The sequence below is a fragment of the Xanthomonas sp. BRIP62415 genome (assembly GCF_003993515.1).
GTDB classification, from domain to species: domain Bacteria; phylum Pseudomonadota; class Gammaproteobacteria; order Xanthomonadales; family Xanthomonadaceae; genus Xanthomonas; species Xanthomonas euroxanthea.
Genome location: NZ_QEZH01000023.1, coordinates 752,780 through 767,572, shown reverse-complemented (window position 1 = coordinate 767,572; position 14,793 = coordinate 752,780). Strand labels below are relative to the sequence as shown.

12 protein-coding genes are annotated in these 14,793 nt (G+C 68.7%); 9 read left to right on the top strand and 3 right to left on the bottom strand.

Features of this window, described 5'->3' with window-relative positions; translation table 11 throughout:
* Positions 1-4: 4 nt before the first annotated feature.
* Entirely contained in the window at positions 5-2,086 is a 2,082-nt protein-coding gene (locus EO141_RS11060) for a glycosyltransferase (RefSeq protein WP_164739162.1), read from the bottom strand.
* A gap of 241 nt (positions 2,087-2,327) precedes the next feature.
* Between EO141_RS11060 and mrcB the strand changes: the two genes are divergently transcribed.
* From mrcB to EO141_RS11035, 5 genes are all read left to right on the top strand, one after another.
* A complete protein-coding gene (mrcB, locus tag EO141_RS11055) occupies positions 2,328-4,772 on the top strand; it encodes a penicillin-binding protein 1B (protein WP_115677717.1) in 2,445 nt (814 codons plus the stop codon).
* A gap of 13 nt (positions 4,773-4,785) precedes the next feature.
* A complete protein-coding gene (locus EO141_RS11050) occupies positions 4,786-5,310 on the top strand; it encodes a hypothetical protein (protein WP_127169187.1) in 525 nt (174 codons plus the stop codon).
* A 233-nt stretch (positions 5,311-5,543) separates the two neighbouring features.
* Positions 5,544-7,550: an ATP-dependent DNA helicase gene (locus EO141_RS11045; RefSeq protein ID WP_115677716.1), complete on the top strand. Its 2,007-nt coding sequence runs from the start codon at positions 5,544-5,546 to the stop codon at positions 7,548-7,550.
* A 28-nt stretch (positions 7,551-7,578) separates the two neighbouring features.
* The gene (tsaB, locus tag EO141_RS11040; RefSeq protein ID WP_115677715.1) at positions 7,579-8,298 is read left to right on the top strand and encodes a tRNA (adenosine(37)-N6)-threonylcarbamoyltransferase complex dimerization subunit type 1 TsaB; all 720 of its coding nucleotides are present in this window, start codon (positions 7,579-7,581) and stop codon (positions 8,296-8,298) included.
* The gene (locus EO141_RS11035; RefSeq protein WP_127169186.1) at positions 8,295-9,209 is read left to right on the top strand and encodes an ADP-ribosylglycohydrolase family protein; all 915 of its coding nucleotides are present in this window, start codon (positions 8,295-8,297) and stop codon (positions 9,207-9,209) included. The genes tsaB and EO141_RS11035 overlap by 4 nt, the downstream gene beginning before the upstream one ends.
* 83 nt (positions 9,210-9,292) lie before the next feature.
* Here EO141_RS11035 and EO141_RS11030 read toward each other — a convergent pair whose 3' ends face one another.
* Both EO141_RS11030 and gshB read right to left on the bottom strand, forming a co-directional pair.
* Positions 9,293-10,168, bottom strand: coding sequence for an energy transducer TonB (locus EO141_RS11030; RefSeq protein WP_127169185.1), 876 nt, complete (start codon positions 10,166-10,168; stop codon positions 9,293-9,295).
* A complete protein-coding gene (gene gshB / locus EO141_RS11025; protein ID WP_104584632.1) occupies positions 10,165-11,115 on the bottom strand; it encodes a glutathione synthase in 951 nt (316 codons plus the stop codon). The genes EO141_RS11030 and gshB overlap by 4 nt, the downstream gene beginning before the upstream one ends.
* A 239-nt stretch (positions 11,116-11,354) precedes the next feature.
* Between gshB and pilG the strand changes: the two genes are divergently transcribed.
* From pilG to EO141_RS11005, 4 genes are read left to right on the top strand one after another with little or no spacing between them, the layout of a single operon-like run.
* A complete protein-coding gene (gene pilG / locus EO141_RS11020) occupies positions 11,355-11,756 on the top strand; it encodes a twitching motility response regulator PilG (RefSeq protein ID WP_104562659.1) in 402 nt (133 codons plus the stop codon).
* 17 nt (positions 11,757-11,773) lie between these two features.
* Positions 11,774-12,136 carry a response regulator gene (locus EO141_RS11015; protein ID WP_024940328.1) on the top strand — a complete coding sequence of 121 codons (363 nt, stop codon included), beginning with the start codon at positions 11,774-11,776 and terminating at the stop codon, positions 12,134-12,136.
* On the top strand, positions 12,136-12,666 hold the full coding sequence (locus tag EO141_RS11010; RefSeq protein WP_014508568.1) for a chemotaxis protein CheW: 531 nt from the start codon (positions 12,136-12,138) through the stop codon (positions 12,664-12,666). Before EO141_RS11015 ends, EO141_RS11010 begins: the two co-directional genes overlap by 1 nt.
* 39 nt (positions 12,667-12,705) lie before the next feature.
* Complete coding sequence (locus EO141_RS11005; RefSeq protein WP_104584630.1) at positions 12,706-14,742, top strand: methyl-accepting chemotaxis protein; 2,037 nt, start codon at positions 12,706-12,708, stop codon at positions 14,740-14,742.
* The last annotated feature ends 51 nt before the right edge of the window (positions 14,743-14,793 follow it).

Sequence of the window (14,793 nt, the reverse complement as noted above, 5' to 3'; positions counted from 1 at the left end):
GCACTCACCCGGCAATAAACAGCTCGCGCACCGTGCCGCGTGCCGCATCCAGCGAAAAATGCCGGGCCACGTTATGCAAGCCGTTGTCGGCCAGGCGCTGCCACAGCGCCGCATCGCGATACAGGCGCACGATTGCATCGGCGAACGCGTCGGCGTCGTCGGCCACGCAGACGTCCTCGCCGTCGCGCAGATGCATGCCTTCCACCGCGCAGGTGGTACCGACCACCGGCTGCCCATGCGCCATGCTCAGATTGATCTTGCCCTTGACGCCGGCGCCGAAGCGCAGCGGCGCCACCGCGATGCGTGCGGTCTCCATGAACGGCAGCAGATCCGGCACATGCCCGTGCAATTGCACGCCGGGGCATTCGTCGGCCAGCAGTCTCAATGCCTCCGGCATGTCCGCGCCGATGCAATGGAAGATCACCTCCGGCAGGTGCGCGCGCACCTGCGGAAAGATCGCGCTGATGAACCACTGCACCGCATCCACATTCGGGGAATGCCGGAAGCCGCCGACGAACACCAGGTCGCGGCGTTGCTCGAAGCGGTGACCGCTGCCGGCCACCTCATGCAGATTGGAGAGCAGGGCGGTGCGGATCTGCGGTGCGTCCGCCTGCAGCTGCGCCTGTTCGGCCGCCGAGACCAGCAGCGTGACATCGGTGGCGGCCATGATCTCCAGTTCGCGCAGGCGGGTGCGTTCTGCCGCGCGCAACAGGTTGGCATCGCCGGCCAGCTCGGCGCCGCGGCGCTCGCGCAGGTAATGCAGGTCGACGGTATCGAACAGCGTGCGCGCCTGCGGGGCATAGCGTCTGAGCAGCGGCAGGCAGGCGTGCGCAACGTGGTGACGCACCAGCAGCACCACGGCAAACCGCGCGCCGTGCGTGCGCAGCCAGCTGCCGATCCCCTCGAGAAACGGCGCGTACCAGACTTCCACGCCCAGTTGCTGCAGTGCCTGCGTGTGCCGTCCGGCGTGTTCGCGGCGGGTCGGCACGAACACCACGTGCGCGCCTTCCTCGCGCAGCAGGCGGATCAGATTGAACTGCCGCAACGAGCCGGAGTCGCGATCCGGCTGCGGCACGCATTCGTCCAGGATCAGCACCTGGCGCTGATGTCGATGCAAGAGGTCAGGATTGAGTGAAGTGGTTTGCGGCGCTTGCGCGCTCAATTGTGTTTTCCACTTGGTCACAGACAGCGTTTGGTGGCCTGTTAGATCAGTCCCTGCTTGTTGACGTTCGCGGTCATGCACCACCACGCTGGCCGGCTGCACCAGCACCCGGTGGCCGGCCGCACGCACCGCAAAGGCCAGGTCGGTGTCCTCGTAGTACGCCGGCATGTAGCGGCGATCCAGCCCGCCCAGCGTCTGCAACAATGCGCGTGGCAACGCGATCGCCGCACCGGAGCAATAGTCCATCGCACGTACATAGGCGTAGCGCGGGTCGTCGGCCGATTCGAAACGGCCATAACTCCACGCGCTGCCATCGGCGAATACCACGCCGCCGGATTCCTGCAGGCGTCCATCCGGATACACCAGCTGCGCGCCGACCAGGCCGGCGGCGGGGTGCTGGGCAAAGGTGTCGATCAGCCGATCCAGCCAGCCGGGCTGCGGGATGGTGTCGTTGTTGAGCAGCACCACGTAGTCGCCGCGTGCCAGTGCGATGCCGTCGTTGCAGGAGGCGATGAAACCGCCATTGCTGACGCGCCGGTGGTAATGCAGGCCTTGCACCTGCGGCAGCTGCGTCTGCGTGGCATCGCTGCTGCCGTCGTCCACGACGATGATCTCCACCTCCAGCAACGGCGGATGCGCCGCCAGTGCGCGCAGGCACGCCAGCGTGTGGGCGATGTGGTTGTAGACCGGAATCACCAGCGTCACGCGCGGGACCGCGCTGTGCGGAACGGCAAACGCGGCAAACGGAGCTGCCTCCGGCAACCACAACGGCGTGCCGAGCGCCGCCGGCGGCGCCTGCGTATGCACGCGAATGCGCTGCCAGGTGGCGCGCCAGCCGCGCGTGCGCATGCTTGCCACGCTGCGGTGGATCAGCCCGAGCACGCGATTGAACAGATAGCGTGCATCGGCCAGGGAAATCGACATTCCGTTGGAACTCCAGACATGGCGTGACGAAGAAAACCCGGCGGGCAGTCGTCGGTGGGCAAGGACTGCGCAAGGCAGGCGCAGGGTACGAAGGGTACCCGCAGATGCAAAGCACGGTCCGTGTCCGCCTGTCGGCAGGCGTCGCAGGTTTTGTTAGCCGCTCTTAAGTCAAAGGGTCCGGCTGACCACAACCACGACAGCGCTGCGCTAGACTCGCCGGACTCTACATTCTCGCATCCCTGTGCCCCGACGCCACGACAACGACGCTCCCGACGATTTCGAGGACGATTCCACCGAGCAAGGCTCCCGCTGGCAACGCCGGCTGATTGTCTGGGCCTTTGCGGCATTCGCGCTGGCGCTCGGTTTCCTGATTCCCTATACGGTGTATCTGAACAAGCAGGTCACCCAGCGTTTCGGCGAGCTGCGCTGGCAGATCCCGACCCGCGTGTATGGGCGGCCGTTGGTGCTGGCGCCAGGCAATGCGCTGGATGCGGCCACCCTGAAGACCGAGCTGGATGCAGCCTCCTACCGCGACGACGGGCAGGCCAAGCTGGCCGGCACCTACCAGCAGGACGGCAGCCGCTTCACCATCGCCAGCCGCGGCTATGTCGATGTGGACGGGCGCGTGCCTGCGCGGCGGGTTGAGGTCAGCCTCTCCGGTGGGCGCGTGGCCAGCCTGCGCGACGCTGGCGACCGCAAGGCGCTCAAGAGTGCGCGGCTGGATCCGGCGCGCATCGCCACGCTGTACGGGCAGAAGCAGGAAGAACGCCGCCTGGTGCGCATGGAAGAAGTGCCCGAGCTGCTGGTCACCGGCCTGCAGGCGGTCGAGGACCGCGACTTCAACAGCCACCACGGCATCGACCTGAGCGGCATGGTGCGCGCGGCCTGGATCATGGCGCGCTCCGGCGGCCAGGTCCGCCAGGGCGCCAGCACCCTGACCCAGCAGCTGGCACGCAGCGGCCTGCTCGGCATCGGCAAGGAACAGACCCTCACCCGCAAGTTCAACGAGATCCTGTACGCGGTGATCATGGAGGCGCGTTACGACAAGCGCACCATCCTGGAGGCCTATCTCAACCAGGTCTACCTGGGCCAGCGCGGCGGGCAGGCGATCCACGGCGTGTCCTCGGGCGCGGAGCTGTGGTTCGGCCGCGAGCTCAATTCGATGACCACCGAGCAGATCGCCTTGCTGATCGGGCTGGTCAAGGGGCCGTCCTACTACGACCCGCGGCGTAACCCGGAACGGGCGCTGGATCGGCGCAATTTCGTGCTGGGCAAGCTGCACGAAAACAACCTGATCGACGCGGCCGAATACAAGCGCGCACTGGCCGCGCCGCTGGGCGTGCCCACCGAGCCCGGCCTGGTCGCGGCCAATCGCTTCCCGGCCTATGTGGACCTGGTGCGGCGCCAGCTGGCGCACGACTACCCGGAAGGCGTGCTGCAGGGCGCCGGCATGAGCGTGCTGACCGGCATGTCGCCGTCCGCGCAGGCGTATGCCGAAGGCGCGGTGACCGGCACCATCAAGCGGCTGGACAACAAGAAGCGCCCACCGCTGCAGGCCGGCCTGGTGCTGACCGACGTGCACAACGGCGATGTACTGGCGGTGGTCGGCAGCCGCGATGTGGCCAAGCCGGGCTTCAACCGCGCGGTCGAAGCGCAGCGGCAGGTCGGCTCGTTGCTCAAGCCGTTCGTGTACCTGCTGGCGCTGGCCTCGCCGGACCGCTGGGCGCTGTCCAGCTGGGTCGACGATGCGCCGGTGACGGTGCAGCTCAGCCGCGGCAAGACCTGGTCGCCTGGCAACTCCGACAACCGCAGCCACGGCACGGTGCGGCTGATCGATGCGCTGGCGCATTCCTACAACCAGGCCACGGTGCGCGTGGGCATGCAGGTCGGCCCGGAGCGCATCGCGCAGCTGATCCAGGTCCTGGCCGGCATCAAGGCCGATACCAATCCGTCGTTGATCCTCGGCGCGACCGACCAGAGCCCGTACGGCATGGCGCAGCTGTACCAGTTCCTGGCTGCCGGCGGCGAGATCCAGCCACTGCATGCGGTGCGCGGCGTGCTCGATCCGCAGGGCAAGCTGCTCAAGCGCTACGACAAGACCCCGGCGCCGGCGCAGGAGGGCGATTCGGTGGCGGCCAACCTGATCAGCATCGCGCTGCAGCAGGTGGTCAGCGGCGGCACCGCACGGCAGTTGCTGGGCGATGGCCTGGGGCGGCTGTCGCCGGCCGGCAAGACCGGTACCTCCAACGACGGCCGCGACAGCTGGTACGCCGGCTACACCGGCGACCACCTGGCGGTGATCTGGATGGGCAATGACCAGAACGAGCAGACCGGCCTGTACGGCGCCACCGGCGCGATGCGGGTGTGGTCGAGCATCTTCGCGCGGCTGCCGAGTGCGCCGTTGAAGGTCAGCGGCAAGGGCCTGGACTGGCAGTGGGTGGATGCGGCCGGCACCGGCGTCACCGATGCTGGCTGCCCGGGCGCGCGCCAGTTCCCGTTCGTGGTCGGCTTCACGCCGGCCTACGCCCCCTGTGCCGGCAATGCACCGTCGATCGAAGGCGTGCCCGGCGACGCAGCCGCGCCGGCCGAGCAATCCAGCGGTGGTGGCTGGCGTCGCTTCTTCGGTCTGGAAAAGAAGCCGGAAGACCCCGCGCCGGCGCCCGCCGCGGCTCCACCTGCACGTTGACTGGAGTGACCCGATGAACCGACTGCACCGTCTGCTTGCCCTTGCTGGCGTGTCTGCCGCACTGACCGCCTGCGTCAGCGCGCCGCCGCCGTCGCCGCCGACCCCGGTGGACCCGACCACGCCGACACAGCGGCTGTTGCTGATCGAACGCGAGGCCGGCGTCGACGACACCGAGCTGTCGGTGCAGCCATTGCGCGACCCGCAGGTGGACGATCTGCGCGAGACCGCCAAGAGCAAGCGCCAGTCCGGTGATCTGGCCGGGGCGGCGGCGGCGCTGGATCAGGCCGTGGGCCTGGTCTCCGGTGATCCGGCCATCCTGCAGGAGCGTGCCGAAGTGGCGGTGCTGCAGGCCGATTGGCCCGCCGCCGAGCGGTTTGCCAAGCAGGCCATCGAGCTGGGCTCCAAGACCGGGCCGCTGTGCCGTCGGCATTGGGCCACCATCGAACAGTCGCGGCTTGCGCGCGGCGAGAAGGAAAACGCCGCCTCGGCCAAGTCGCAGATTGCCGGCTGCACGGTGCCAGGCGTGAAGCGCTACTAAGCACACAGCGATGCCGGTTGCGCTTGCCGCAAGGCGAGCGCGGCGGCGTGTGCTGCAGCTGGTGTCGCGCGCGCAGCCGTGCGACGCGCCATTGTCGCCCGCACCGCCGCCAGCGGCGCCGTGCAGCATATGCCAGCTGCGGGGGCGGTTGCCGTCGCTGGCCCGCAGGCGCAACCCACCCGGCATCACCGCGCACGCGCTAGGCTGTCGCGCTTGCCCCAGCTTTTGGTCCCATGTCCCAACTTGCCACTGCCAGTATCGAGGCGCTCAGCGAGGGCGGGGCGCTTGCGCGTCAGCTCGATGCGTTCGCGCCGCGTGCCGCGCAGCTGCGCCTGACCGGCGCCATTGCCGAGGCCTTCGAGGCGCGCGATGTGCTGTTGGCCGAGGCCGGCACCGGCACCGGCAAGACCTACGCCTATCTGGTGCCGGCGCTGCTGTCGGGGCTGAAGACCATCGTGTCGACCGGCACGCGCGCGCTGCAGGACCAGTTGTTCCATCGCGACCTGCCACGCGTGCGCGCCGCGCTCGGCATCGGCCTGCGCAGTGCGCTGCTGAAGGGCCGCGCGAACTACCTGTGCAAGTACCGCACCCAGCAGGCGCGTGGCGAACCGCGCTTTGCCACGCCCGAGCAGGTCTCGCAGTTCCAGCGCATCGTGGCCTGGAGCGGGCGCACCCAGTTCGGCGACATGGCCGAGCTGGAAGCCTTGCCGGACGACTCGCCGCTGCTGCCGCTGGTGACCTCCACCGTCGACAACTGCCTGGGCACCGAATGCCCGTTCTACGGCGAATGCTTCGTGGTGCAGGCGCGCCAGCGCGCGCAGGCGGCCGATCTGGTGGTGGTCAACCACCATCTGCTGCTGGCCGATCTGGCGCTCAAGCAGGAAGGCTTCGGCGAGATCCTGCCCGGCGCGCAGGCCTTCGTCATCGACGAGGCGCACCAGCTGCCGGAACTGGCGGCGAACTTCTTCGGCGAAAGTTTCGGCATGCGGCCGTGGCAGGAGCTGGCGCGCGATTGCATGGTCGAAGCGCGCCTGGTCGCCGGTGCGCAGGCCAGCCTGCAGGAACCGATCCTGGCCCTGGACGAGGCCTTGCGCGGCCTGCGTGCGGGCATGGAAGGCCTGCCCTCGCGCGGCACGCAATGGCGCGCGCTGGCCAGGCCGCAGGTGCGCGAAGGCTTCGATGCGGTGCTGTCGTCGCTGGCGCGCCTGGGCGAGGCCTTGCTGCCGCTGCGCGAGGCCTCGCCCGGCTTCGATGGCTGTTCTGCGCGCGCGCAGGAAGCGCTGGCACGGCTGTCGCGTTGGCTGGGCGAGGACGCGCCAGTGCCGGATTTCGACCAGGAGCTGCCGGACACCGTCGACAACGACGTGCTGTGGTACGAACTCAGCCCGCGCGGGTTCCGCTGCCAGCGCACGCCGCTGGATGTGTCCGGCCCGCTGCGCGAGCACCGCGAGAAATCCCATGCGGCCTGGGTGTTCACCTCGGCCACGCTGGCGGTGGGCGGCGAGTTCGACCACATCGCGCAGCGCCTGGGCCTGAGCGATCCGGTGACCCTGCTGCAGCCCAGTCCCTTCGACTGGGCGCGCCAGGCGCTGTGCTATCTGCCGCCGAACCTGCCCGATCCGGCAGCACGTGGATTCGGCACCGCGCTGATCGCGGCGCTGACGCCGGTGCTGGAGGCCTCCAACGGCCGCGCCTTCCTGTTGTTCGCCTCGCACCGCGCGCTGCGCGAAGCGGCCGAGGCCCTGCGCGGTGCGCCGTGGCCATTGTTCGTGCAGGGCGAAGCGCCGCGTGCCACCTTGCTGCAGCGTTTCCGCACGTCCGGCAACGGCGTGCTGCTGGGGTCGGCCAGCTTCCGCGAGGGCGTGGATGTGGTTGGCGATGCCCTGAGCGTGGTGGTGATCGACAAGCTGCCGTTCGCCGCGCCCGACGACCCGGTGTTCGAAGCGCGCCTGGATGCGATCCGCCGCGACGGCGGCAACCCGTTCCGCGACGAACAGCTGCCGCAGGCGGTGATCGCGCTCAAGCAGGGCGTGGGCCGGCTGATCCGCAGCGAGACCGACCGCGGCGTGCTGGTGCTGTGCGACCCACGGCTGGTGAACAAGGGCTACGGCCGCACCTTCATGACGTCGCTGCCGCCGTTTGCGCGCACCCGCGAGATCGGCGATGTGCGTGCGTTCTTTGGCGTCGCCGAGCCGGTGGGCGACAATGGCGTGCTCGCGCTGCCGTTCGGCGACGCCTGAGCTTCCCCTTCCTGCCTGCGGTCCTGCCATGAAAGTCCTCGCGTTCGAGACCTCCACCGAAGCCTGTTCCGTCGCGCTGCACATCGACGGCCGCGTGCTCGAACGCTTCGAACTGGCGCCGCGTCGGCATGCCGAACTGGCGCTGCCGTGGGCCGAACACCTGCTCGCCGAGGCCGGCATCACGCGCCGCCAGCTCGATGCGATCGCGGTCGGCCGTGGCCCGGGCGCGTTCACCGGCGTGCGCCTGGCCATCGGCATCGCGCAAGGCATCGCGCTGGGCCTGGACCTGCCGGTGCTGGCGGTGTCCACGCTGCAGGTGCTGGCCTTGCGCGCGCCCGCCGAGGCGAGGCAGGTGCTGGCCTGCATCGATGCGCGCATGGGCGAGGTGTATGCCGGCGTCTTCGCGCGCGATGGCGACACACTGCAGGAGCTGGCAGCGGAAGTGGTGTGCGCACCGCAGGCCTGCGTCGTGCCGGACACGCTGAACCGCTTTGCCGGTGTCGGCAGCGGGTTCGCCGCTGCCGATGCAGTGCTGCAACAGCGGTTCGCAATGCAGTTGACCAGCATCGATGCCGCCGCGTTGCCGCATGCGGCCGACCTGCTCACGCTGGCCGTGCCGGCGCTGCTGCGCGGCGAAGGCGTGGCGCCGGAGCGGGTGGAACCGGCGTACCTGCGCGACAACGTGGCGCTGACCCTGCTCGAGCAGCAGGCCGCCCGCGCAGCCAAGGCCGCTGGCGCCGCACCATGACCGACGACCTGCAACGCGCGCGTTTCCGCGGCTGCCTGCTGGGCCTGGCGGTGGGCGATGCGCTGGGCACCACACTGGAATTCTGCGCGCCGGGCAGCTTCACGCCGATCGACGACATGCGCGGCGGCGGCCCGTTCGCACTGCGCGCCGGGCAGTGGACCGACGACACCTCGATGGCCCTGTGCCTGGCGCACAGCCTGCTGTATCGGCAGGGCTTCGACGCCGCCGACCAGATGAACCGCTATTGCAACTGGTACCAGCACGGTTACCTCAGCAGTACCGGCGCCTGCTTCGATATCGGCGCGACCGTGCGGCAGGCGCTGGAGCGCTATCTCGATGGCGGGCCGGCCTTCAGCGGCAGCACCGATCCGCGCTCGGCCGGCAATGGCTCGCTGATGCGGCTGGCGCCGGTGGCGATGTATTACGCGCACCGCCCCGCCGAGCTGGGCGAGCGCGCCGCCGACAGCTCGCGCACCACGCATGCCGCTGACGAAGCGCTGGATGCCTGCCGGCTGTTCGCCTTCCAGTTGCGTGCCGCGCTGCTCGGCAGCCAACGCCAGCAGGTGTTGCAGGCCCGCTGCGAAGGGCTGTCGACACCGGCGCTGCGTGCGTTGTCGGTGCGCGACCATCGGGCGGTTCCCGCCGCCGGGATCCGCGGCACCGGCTACGTGGTCGATGCGCTGTCGGCGGCGCTCTGGTGCTTCGCCACCACCGACACGTTCGCCGATGCGGTGCTGCGTGCGGCCAATCTGGGCGACGATGCCGACACCACCGCGGCCATCTGCGGTCAGCTGGCCGGTGCGTTCCATGGCATCGAGGCAATTCCCGCCGCCTGGCGCGCGCGCGTGCAGGATGCCGACGCCATCATCGACCTGGCCGATCAGCTCTACGCAGCGGCGCAGGTCACCTGAGGCCGCACGCACCGCACGCGCCAATGCCGCCTGCCGGGCAGGCATGCCGCAGAAGGACGCGTCCTGATCGGACGCGCGACAGCTCAACGATCGTCGTGCAGCTCGCCGCCGGGCAGGAACAGCCAGGTGCGGGTGACCTGCAGGATATCCACGTCGTCCTTGGTCCTGGGCAACGGCGGGAACGGCTGTGCCAGCTGCACCACCCGCAGCGCTGCCGCATCCAGGGTCGGGGTGCCGCTGGAGATCAGCACGCGGCTGCTTTCCACGCTGCCGTCGCGGCGCACGCCCACGCTGATCACCACCTTGCCGCCGAGCCGCCGCCGGCGCGCCTCGTCCGGGTAGTTGAGGTTGCCGACGCGCTCGGCGCGATCCACCCAGGCACGCAGGTAGTTGGCGTAGGCGTATTCGCGGGTACTGGCCGAGACGAACTTGCGGTTGGGGCGCTTGGCGTATTGCTCCGAGCGCAGATGCACCTCGGCGGCGAGCCGGGCCATTTCCGCGTCGCGTTGCACGCGTTGCGCATCGGTGGGCGAGAGCGGGTCGGTCTGCGGGTTCGGCTGCGCGGTGGGCACGGTCTGCTCGCCGCGGCGACTGGTGACCACGCGGGTCTGGGTCGGGTCCGGCGCCTGCACCGTGGTCGCGCGCTGCGCCTGCGGTGCCAGCCCGCTGCGGTCCTGCGGCACCACGCCGGGCTGGCTGTCGCGCGGGCGTTGCGCGGTGGCGTGATCGCCGCCGCCCTGCTGGTTGGCCTGGGCCAGGAAATCGGCCTGCCTGGGTGTCAGCGGGGTGCTGGTCTGGCTGAAGATCACATCCAGCGTCGGCACCAATGGTGCGTCCTCGCTGACCGCAAACCCCACGCCCAGGATCAGCGCGCCGTGCAGCAGCAGCGAGATCACCAGCGTCGTGGTCAGCCGGCGACGCTCGTCCACGGCAGCCGGCTGTGCCGCGGCCGCGCTCATTGCGCCGCGCCGGCCTCGATCGCGTCGAACAGCAGCCCGGCGATGTTCAGGCCGAACTGCGCATCCAGCTCGCGCACGCAGGTGGGGCTGGTGACGTTGACTTCGGTCAGGTAATCGCCGATCACGTCCAGGCCGACGAAGCGCATGCCGCGGCGGCGCATTTCCGGGCCCACCTGCGCGGCGATCCAGCGGTCGCGCTCGGACAGCGGCCGGCCTTCGCCGCGCCCGCCGGCGGCCAGGTTGCCGCGGAATTCGTCGCCTTGCGGAATGCGGGCCAGGCAGTAGTCCACCGGCTCGCCATCGACCAGCAGGATGCGCTTGTCGCCGGCGGTGATGTCGGGGATGAAGCGCTGCGCCAGGGTCAGCTTGCGATTGCCGTCGGTCAGCGTTTCCAGGATCACGTTGAGATTGGGGTCGCCGGTGCCGCTACGGAAGATCGAGCGCCCGCCCATGCCGTCCAGCGGCTTGAGCACGGCCTGGCCGTGTTCGAGCACGAAGGCCTTCAGTGCCGCCGCATCGCGGCTGACCAGGGTCGGCGGGCAGCACTGCGGAAACAGCAGCGCGGCCAGCTTCTCGTTGTAGTCGCGCAGGCCCTGCGGGTCGTTGACCACCTGCGCGCCGGCGCGCTGGGCCACGCTCAGTACCTGGGTGTCGTAGATGAACTCCGCGTCCACCGGCGGGTCCTTGCGCATCAGCACCACCTGGCCGGGACCGAATGCCAGCTCGGCGAACTCGCCCAGGGTGAACCAGCCGGTCGTGTCCTCGCGCACGCTCAGCGGCGCGACCTGCGCCACCGCGCGTCCCTCGCGCAGGCTGAGTCCGCCGGGGCGCACATACTGCAGGCGGTGACCACGCCGCTGCGCTTCCAGCAACATGGCGAAGGTGGTGTCTTTGGCGATCTTGATGGAGGCGATGGGATCCATCACCACGACGACGTCGAGCGACATGGGCAGCTAAACCTTTAGAACAGGCTGCCGATGGTAACTTCAAGCGGTGGGCGATGGCGCGCCCGGCCGGTCGTGGATGCGCGACTTGCCGGCCGACCCGCAGCCGTCCACAGTCGGAACGTCCGCCTGGCGGGCCCCCGGCAACGCACCCTTGACAGTCAATGCGGGTCTTGGGATATACATGTCGTTTCGCAGCGACGCCGGAAGGGAAGAAGCGTCGCGCGTCCGGGGATATTTGCATGACTGAAAACATGGCTGCGGGTGGGGAACTCGCAGGACTGAAGGTGATGGTGATCGATGATTCGAAGACCATTCGCCGCACCGCCGAAACGCTGCTGAAGCGGGAAGGCTGTGAAGTAGTGACGGCGACCGATGGTTTCGAGGCACTGGCCAAGATTGCCGACCAGCAACCTCAGATCATTTTTGTCGACATCATGATGCCGCGCCTGGATGGGTACCAGACGTGCGCGTTGATCAAGGGCAACCAGCTCTTCAAGTCGACTCCGGTGATCATGCTGTCGTCCAAGGACGGCCTGTTCGACAAGGCACGCGGCCGCATCGTCGGCTCCGAGCAATATCTGACCAAGCCGTTCACACGTGAAGAACTACTGAGCGCGATTCGCACGTACGTCCACGCCTGACCAGGGGGAAAGGCAACATGGCTCGAATTATATTGATCGAGGACTCGCCCACCGACAGGGCAGTCTTCAGTCAATGGCTGGAAAAAGCAGGCCATACGGTCGTCGCCACCGACAATGCCGAGGAGGGACTTGCGCTGATTCGCAGCCAGGCGCCCGATCTGGTGCTGATGGACGTGGTGCTGCCCGGCATGAGTGGCTTCCAGGCAACGCGTGCATTGGCGCGCGACCAGGCCACCAAGGACATCCCGGTGCTGCTGGTCAGCACCAAGGGCATGGAAACCGACAAGGCCTGGGGGTTGCGACAAGGTGCCAGCGACTACATCGTCAAGCCGCCGCGCGAAGACGACCTGATCGCCCGCATCAAACAACTGGTGCGTTGATGCGTTCTCCATTCGACATTCTCGAAGACTACGAGCGTCGCAGCCTTGCGCACGCCACGCCGCTGCCGGAACGCCAGTTCTCGGCCGATATCTGGCGCGGGGTCGGTTATCGCGTCGGGACCCGGCGGCTGGTCTCGGATTTCCGCGAAGTGGCGGAAATCGTGCCGATGCCGCCGGTCACGCCGGTGCCGGGCGCCCAGCCCTGGCTGCTGGGCGTGGGCAACCTGCGCGGCAACCTGTTCCCGGTGATCGATCTGAAGCAGTTCCTGGAGGGCCGGCGGACGGTGCTGCAGGAAGGCCAGCGCGTGCTGATCATGCGCCAGAGCGGCGGCGACGTCGCGCTGACCATCGACGAGCTGTACGGCCAGCGCAGCTTCGAGCAGGCCCAGGCGGTCGAACCCGGCGAGCTGGCACAAGGCCGCTACGCCCACTTCATCGACCGTGCCTTCCGCAACGAGACGCAGGACTGGGGTGTGTTCTCCCTGGCGTTGCTGTCGCGCACCCCTGAATTCCGGCAGGCCGCGGCCTAAGCCGCGGCCCCGCCACGTCATACAGATCGAGGTCGAACCATGAGTACCGCCCCGGACGCCCGCAAGACCAACAAGCTCGGCAGCGTCAGCACCAGCTTCTGGCTTGGTTTGCTGGTGTTGTCGATGATCGTGTTCGGCGCCAATACCGGCGTCGCCACCTGGCAGGGCAGTCGCCTTGCCGGTGCCGGTACCGGTGCGGCCGATCTGCAGGTGCTGTCGCAGCAGCTGGCCAACCAGGGCCGCGAAGCGGTGTCCGGCGACCCGAAGGCGTTTGCCGCGTTCAAGGAGACCAAGGGCCGCATCGACAGCACGGTCAGCGAACTGGATGGCCGCTACGGCAAGGAAGGCTCGGTTGCCAGCGCGATGGCCCAGCTCAAGGCGACCTGGGTGCCGCTGAGCAAGAATGCCGACCAGATCATCGCCAGCGAACCGGCGGTGCTCGGCCTGTCCGGCAACGCCGAACGCTTCTCCGGCAGCGTGCCGCAGTTGCAGGCGCAGTTGAACGAAGTGGTGCGCGCGATGACGGTCAGCGGCGCGCCCGCAGCGCAGATCTACAACACGCTGCAGCAGGTCGTGGTCGCCGGCACCATGGCGCGCCGGGTGACCGAAATGCGCGCCGGTGGCGCCAATGCCGCCGCCTCCGGCGATGCGCTGGCGCGCGACGCGGTGGTGTTCACGCAGATGCTCGAAGGCCTGCGCGCAGGCAACGACGAGCTGGGCATCGCCGCGGTGCGCAACCCGGCCGCGCTGTCGGCGCTGGAGCAGTCGCAGGCGCAGTGGGCGACGATGAAGAAGGACGTCGACGCCATCCTGGCCAGCTCGCGCAACCTGTTTGCCGCGCAGTCCTCGGCCGCCGCGCTGACCGCCGGTTCGAACAGGATGCTGGACGACAGCAAGAAGCTGTTCGATGCGTTCTCGGCATTCGGCTCGGTGCGCGACACGCGCCTGTTTCCGAACTTCTGGCTGGGCGTGGTGTCCGGCCTGCTGGCGTTGCTGGCCATCATCGGTTTCGTCTGGAGCTCGGTGCGGGTGCGCTCGCGCGAGCAGGACGTGCGTTACCAGGCGCAGGTGGAATTCAACAGCCGCAACCAGCAGGCGATCATGCGGCTGCTGGACGAAATCAGCTCGCTCGGTGAGGGCGACCTGACGGTCAAGGCCTCGGTGACCGAGGACATGACCGGCGCGATTGCAGACGCCATCAACTACGCCGTGGACGAGTTGCGCCACCTGGTGACCACCATCAACGACACCTCGGCCAAGGTCGCCGTGTCGACCCAGGAAACCCAGGCCACGGCGATGCAGCTGGCCGACGCGGCGGGACAGCAGGCCAACCAGATCACCACTGCCTCCGAGCGCATCAGTGAAATCGCCGCCAGCATCGAACAGGTGTCGCGCAACTCCACCGAGTCGGCCGAAGTGGCGCAGCGCTCGGTGGTGATCGCCGCCGAGGGTGCCGGGGTGGTGCGCGAGACGATCCAGGGCATGGACCAGATCCGCGACCAGATCCAGGAAACCTCCAAGCGCATCAAGCGCCTGGGCGAATCCTCGCAGGAGATCGGCTCGATCGTGGAACTGATCAACGACATTTCCGAGCAGACCAACATCCTGGCGCTCAACGCCGCGGTGCAGGCCGCCTCGGCGGGCGAGGCCGGCCGCGGTTTCGCGGTGGTGGCCGACGAAGTGCAGCGCCTGGCCGAACGCACCTCCGGTGCGACCCGGCGGATCGAGGGCCTGGTGCAGACCATTCAGGCCGATACCAACGAAGCGGTCAGCTCGATGGAGCAGACCACCTCCGAAGTGGTGTCCGGTGCACGCCTGGCCGAAGACGCCGGCACCGCGCTGACCGAAATCGAGCGCGTGTCCAATGCCTTGAACAACCTGATCAAGAACATCTCCATCGCCGCGCACCAGCAGTCGGCCGCAGCGACGGACATCACACAGACCATGGGCGTGATCCGTCAGATCACCAGCCAGACGTCGCAGGGTGCGGAGCAGACGGCCGAGTCGATCGGCAACCTGGCTCAGCTCGCTGCCGATCTGCGCCGTTCGGTCGCCGACTTCAAACTGCCGGCGTGAGCACGACGCGGAACGGGAAAGGATCAGCAGATGGCGCGTAGTCGCATGACG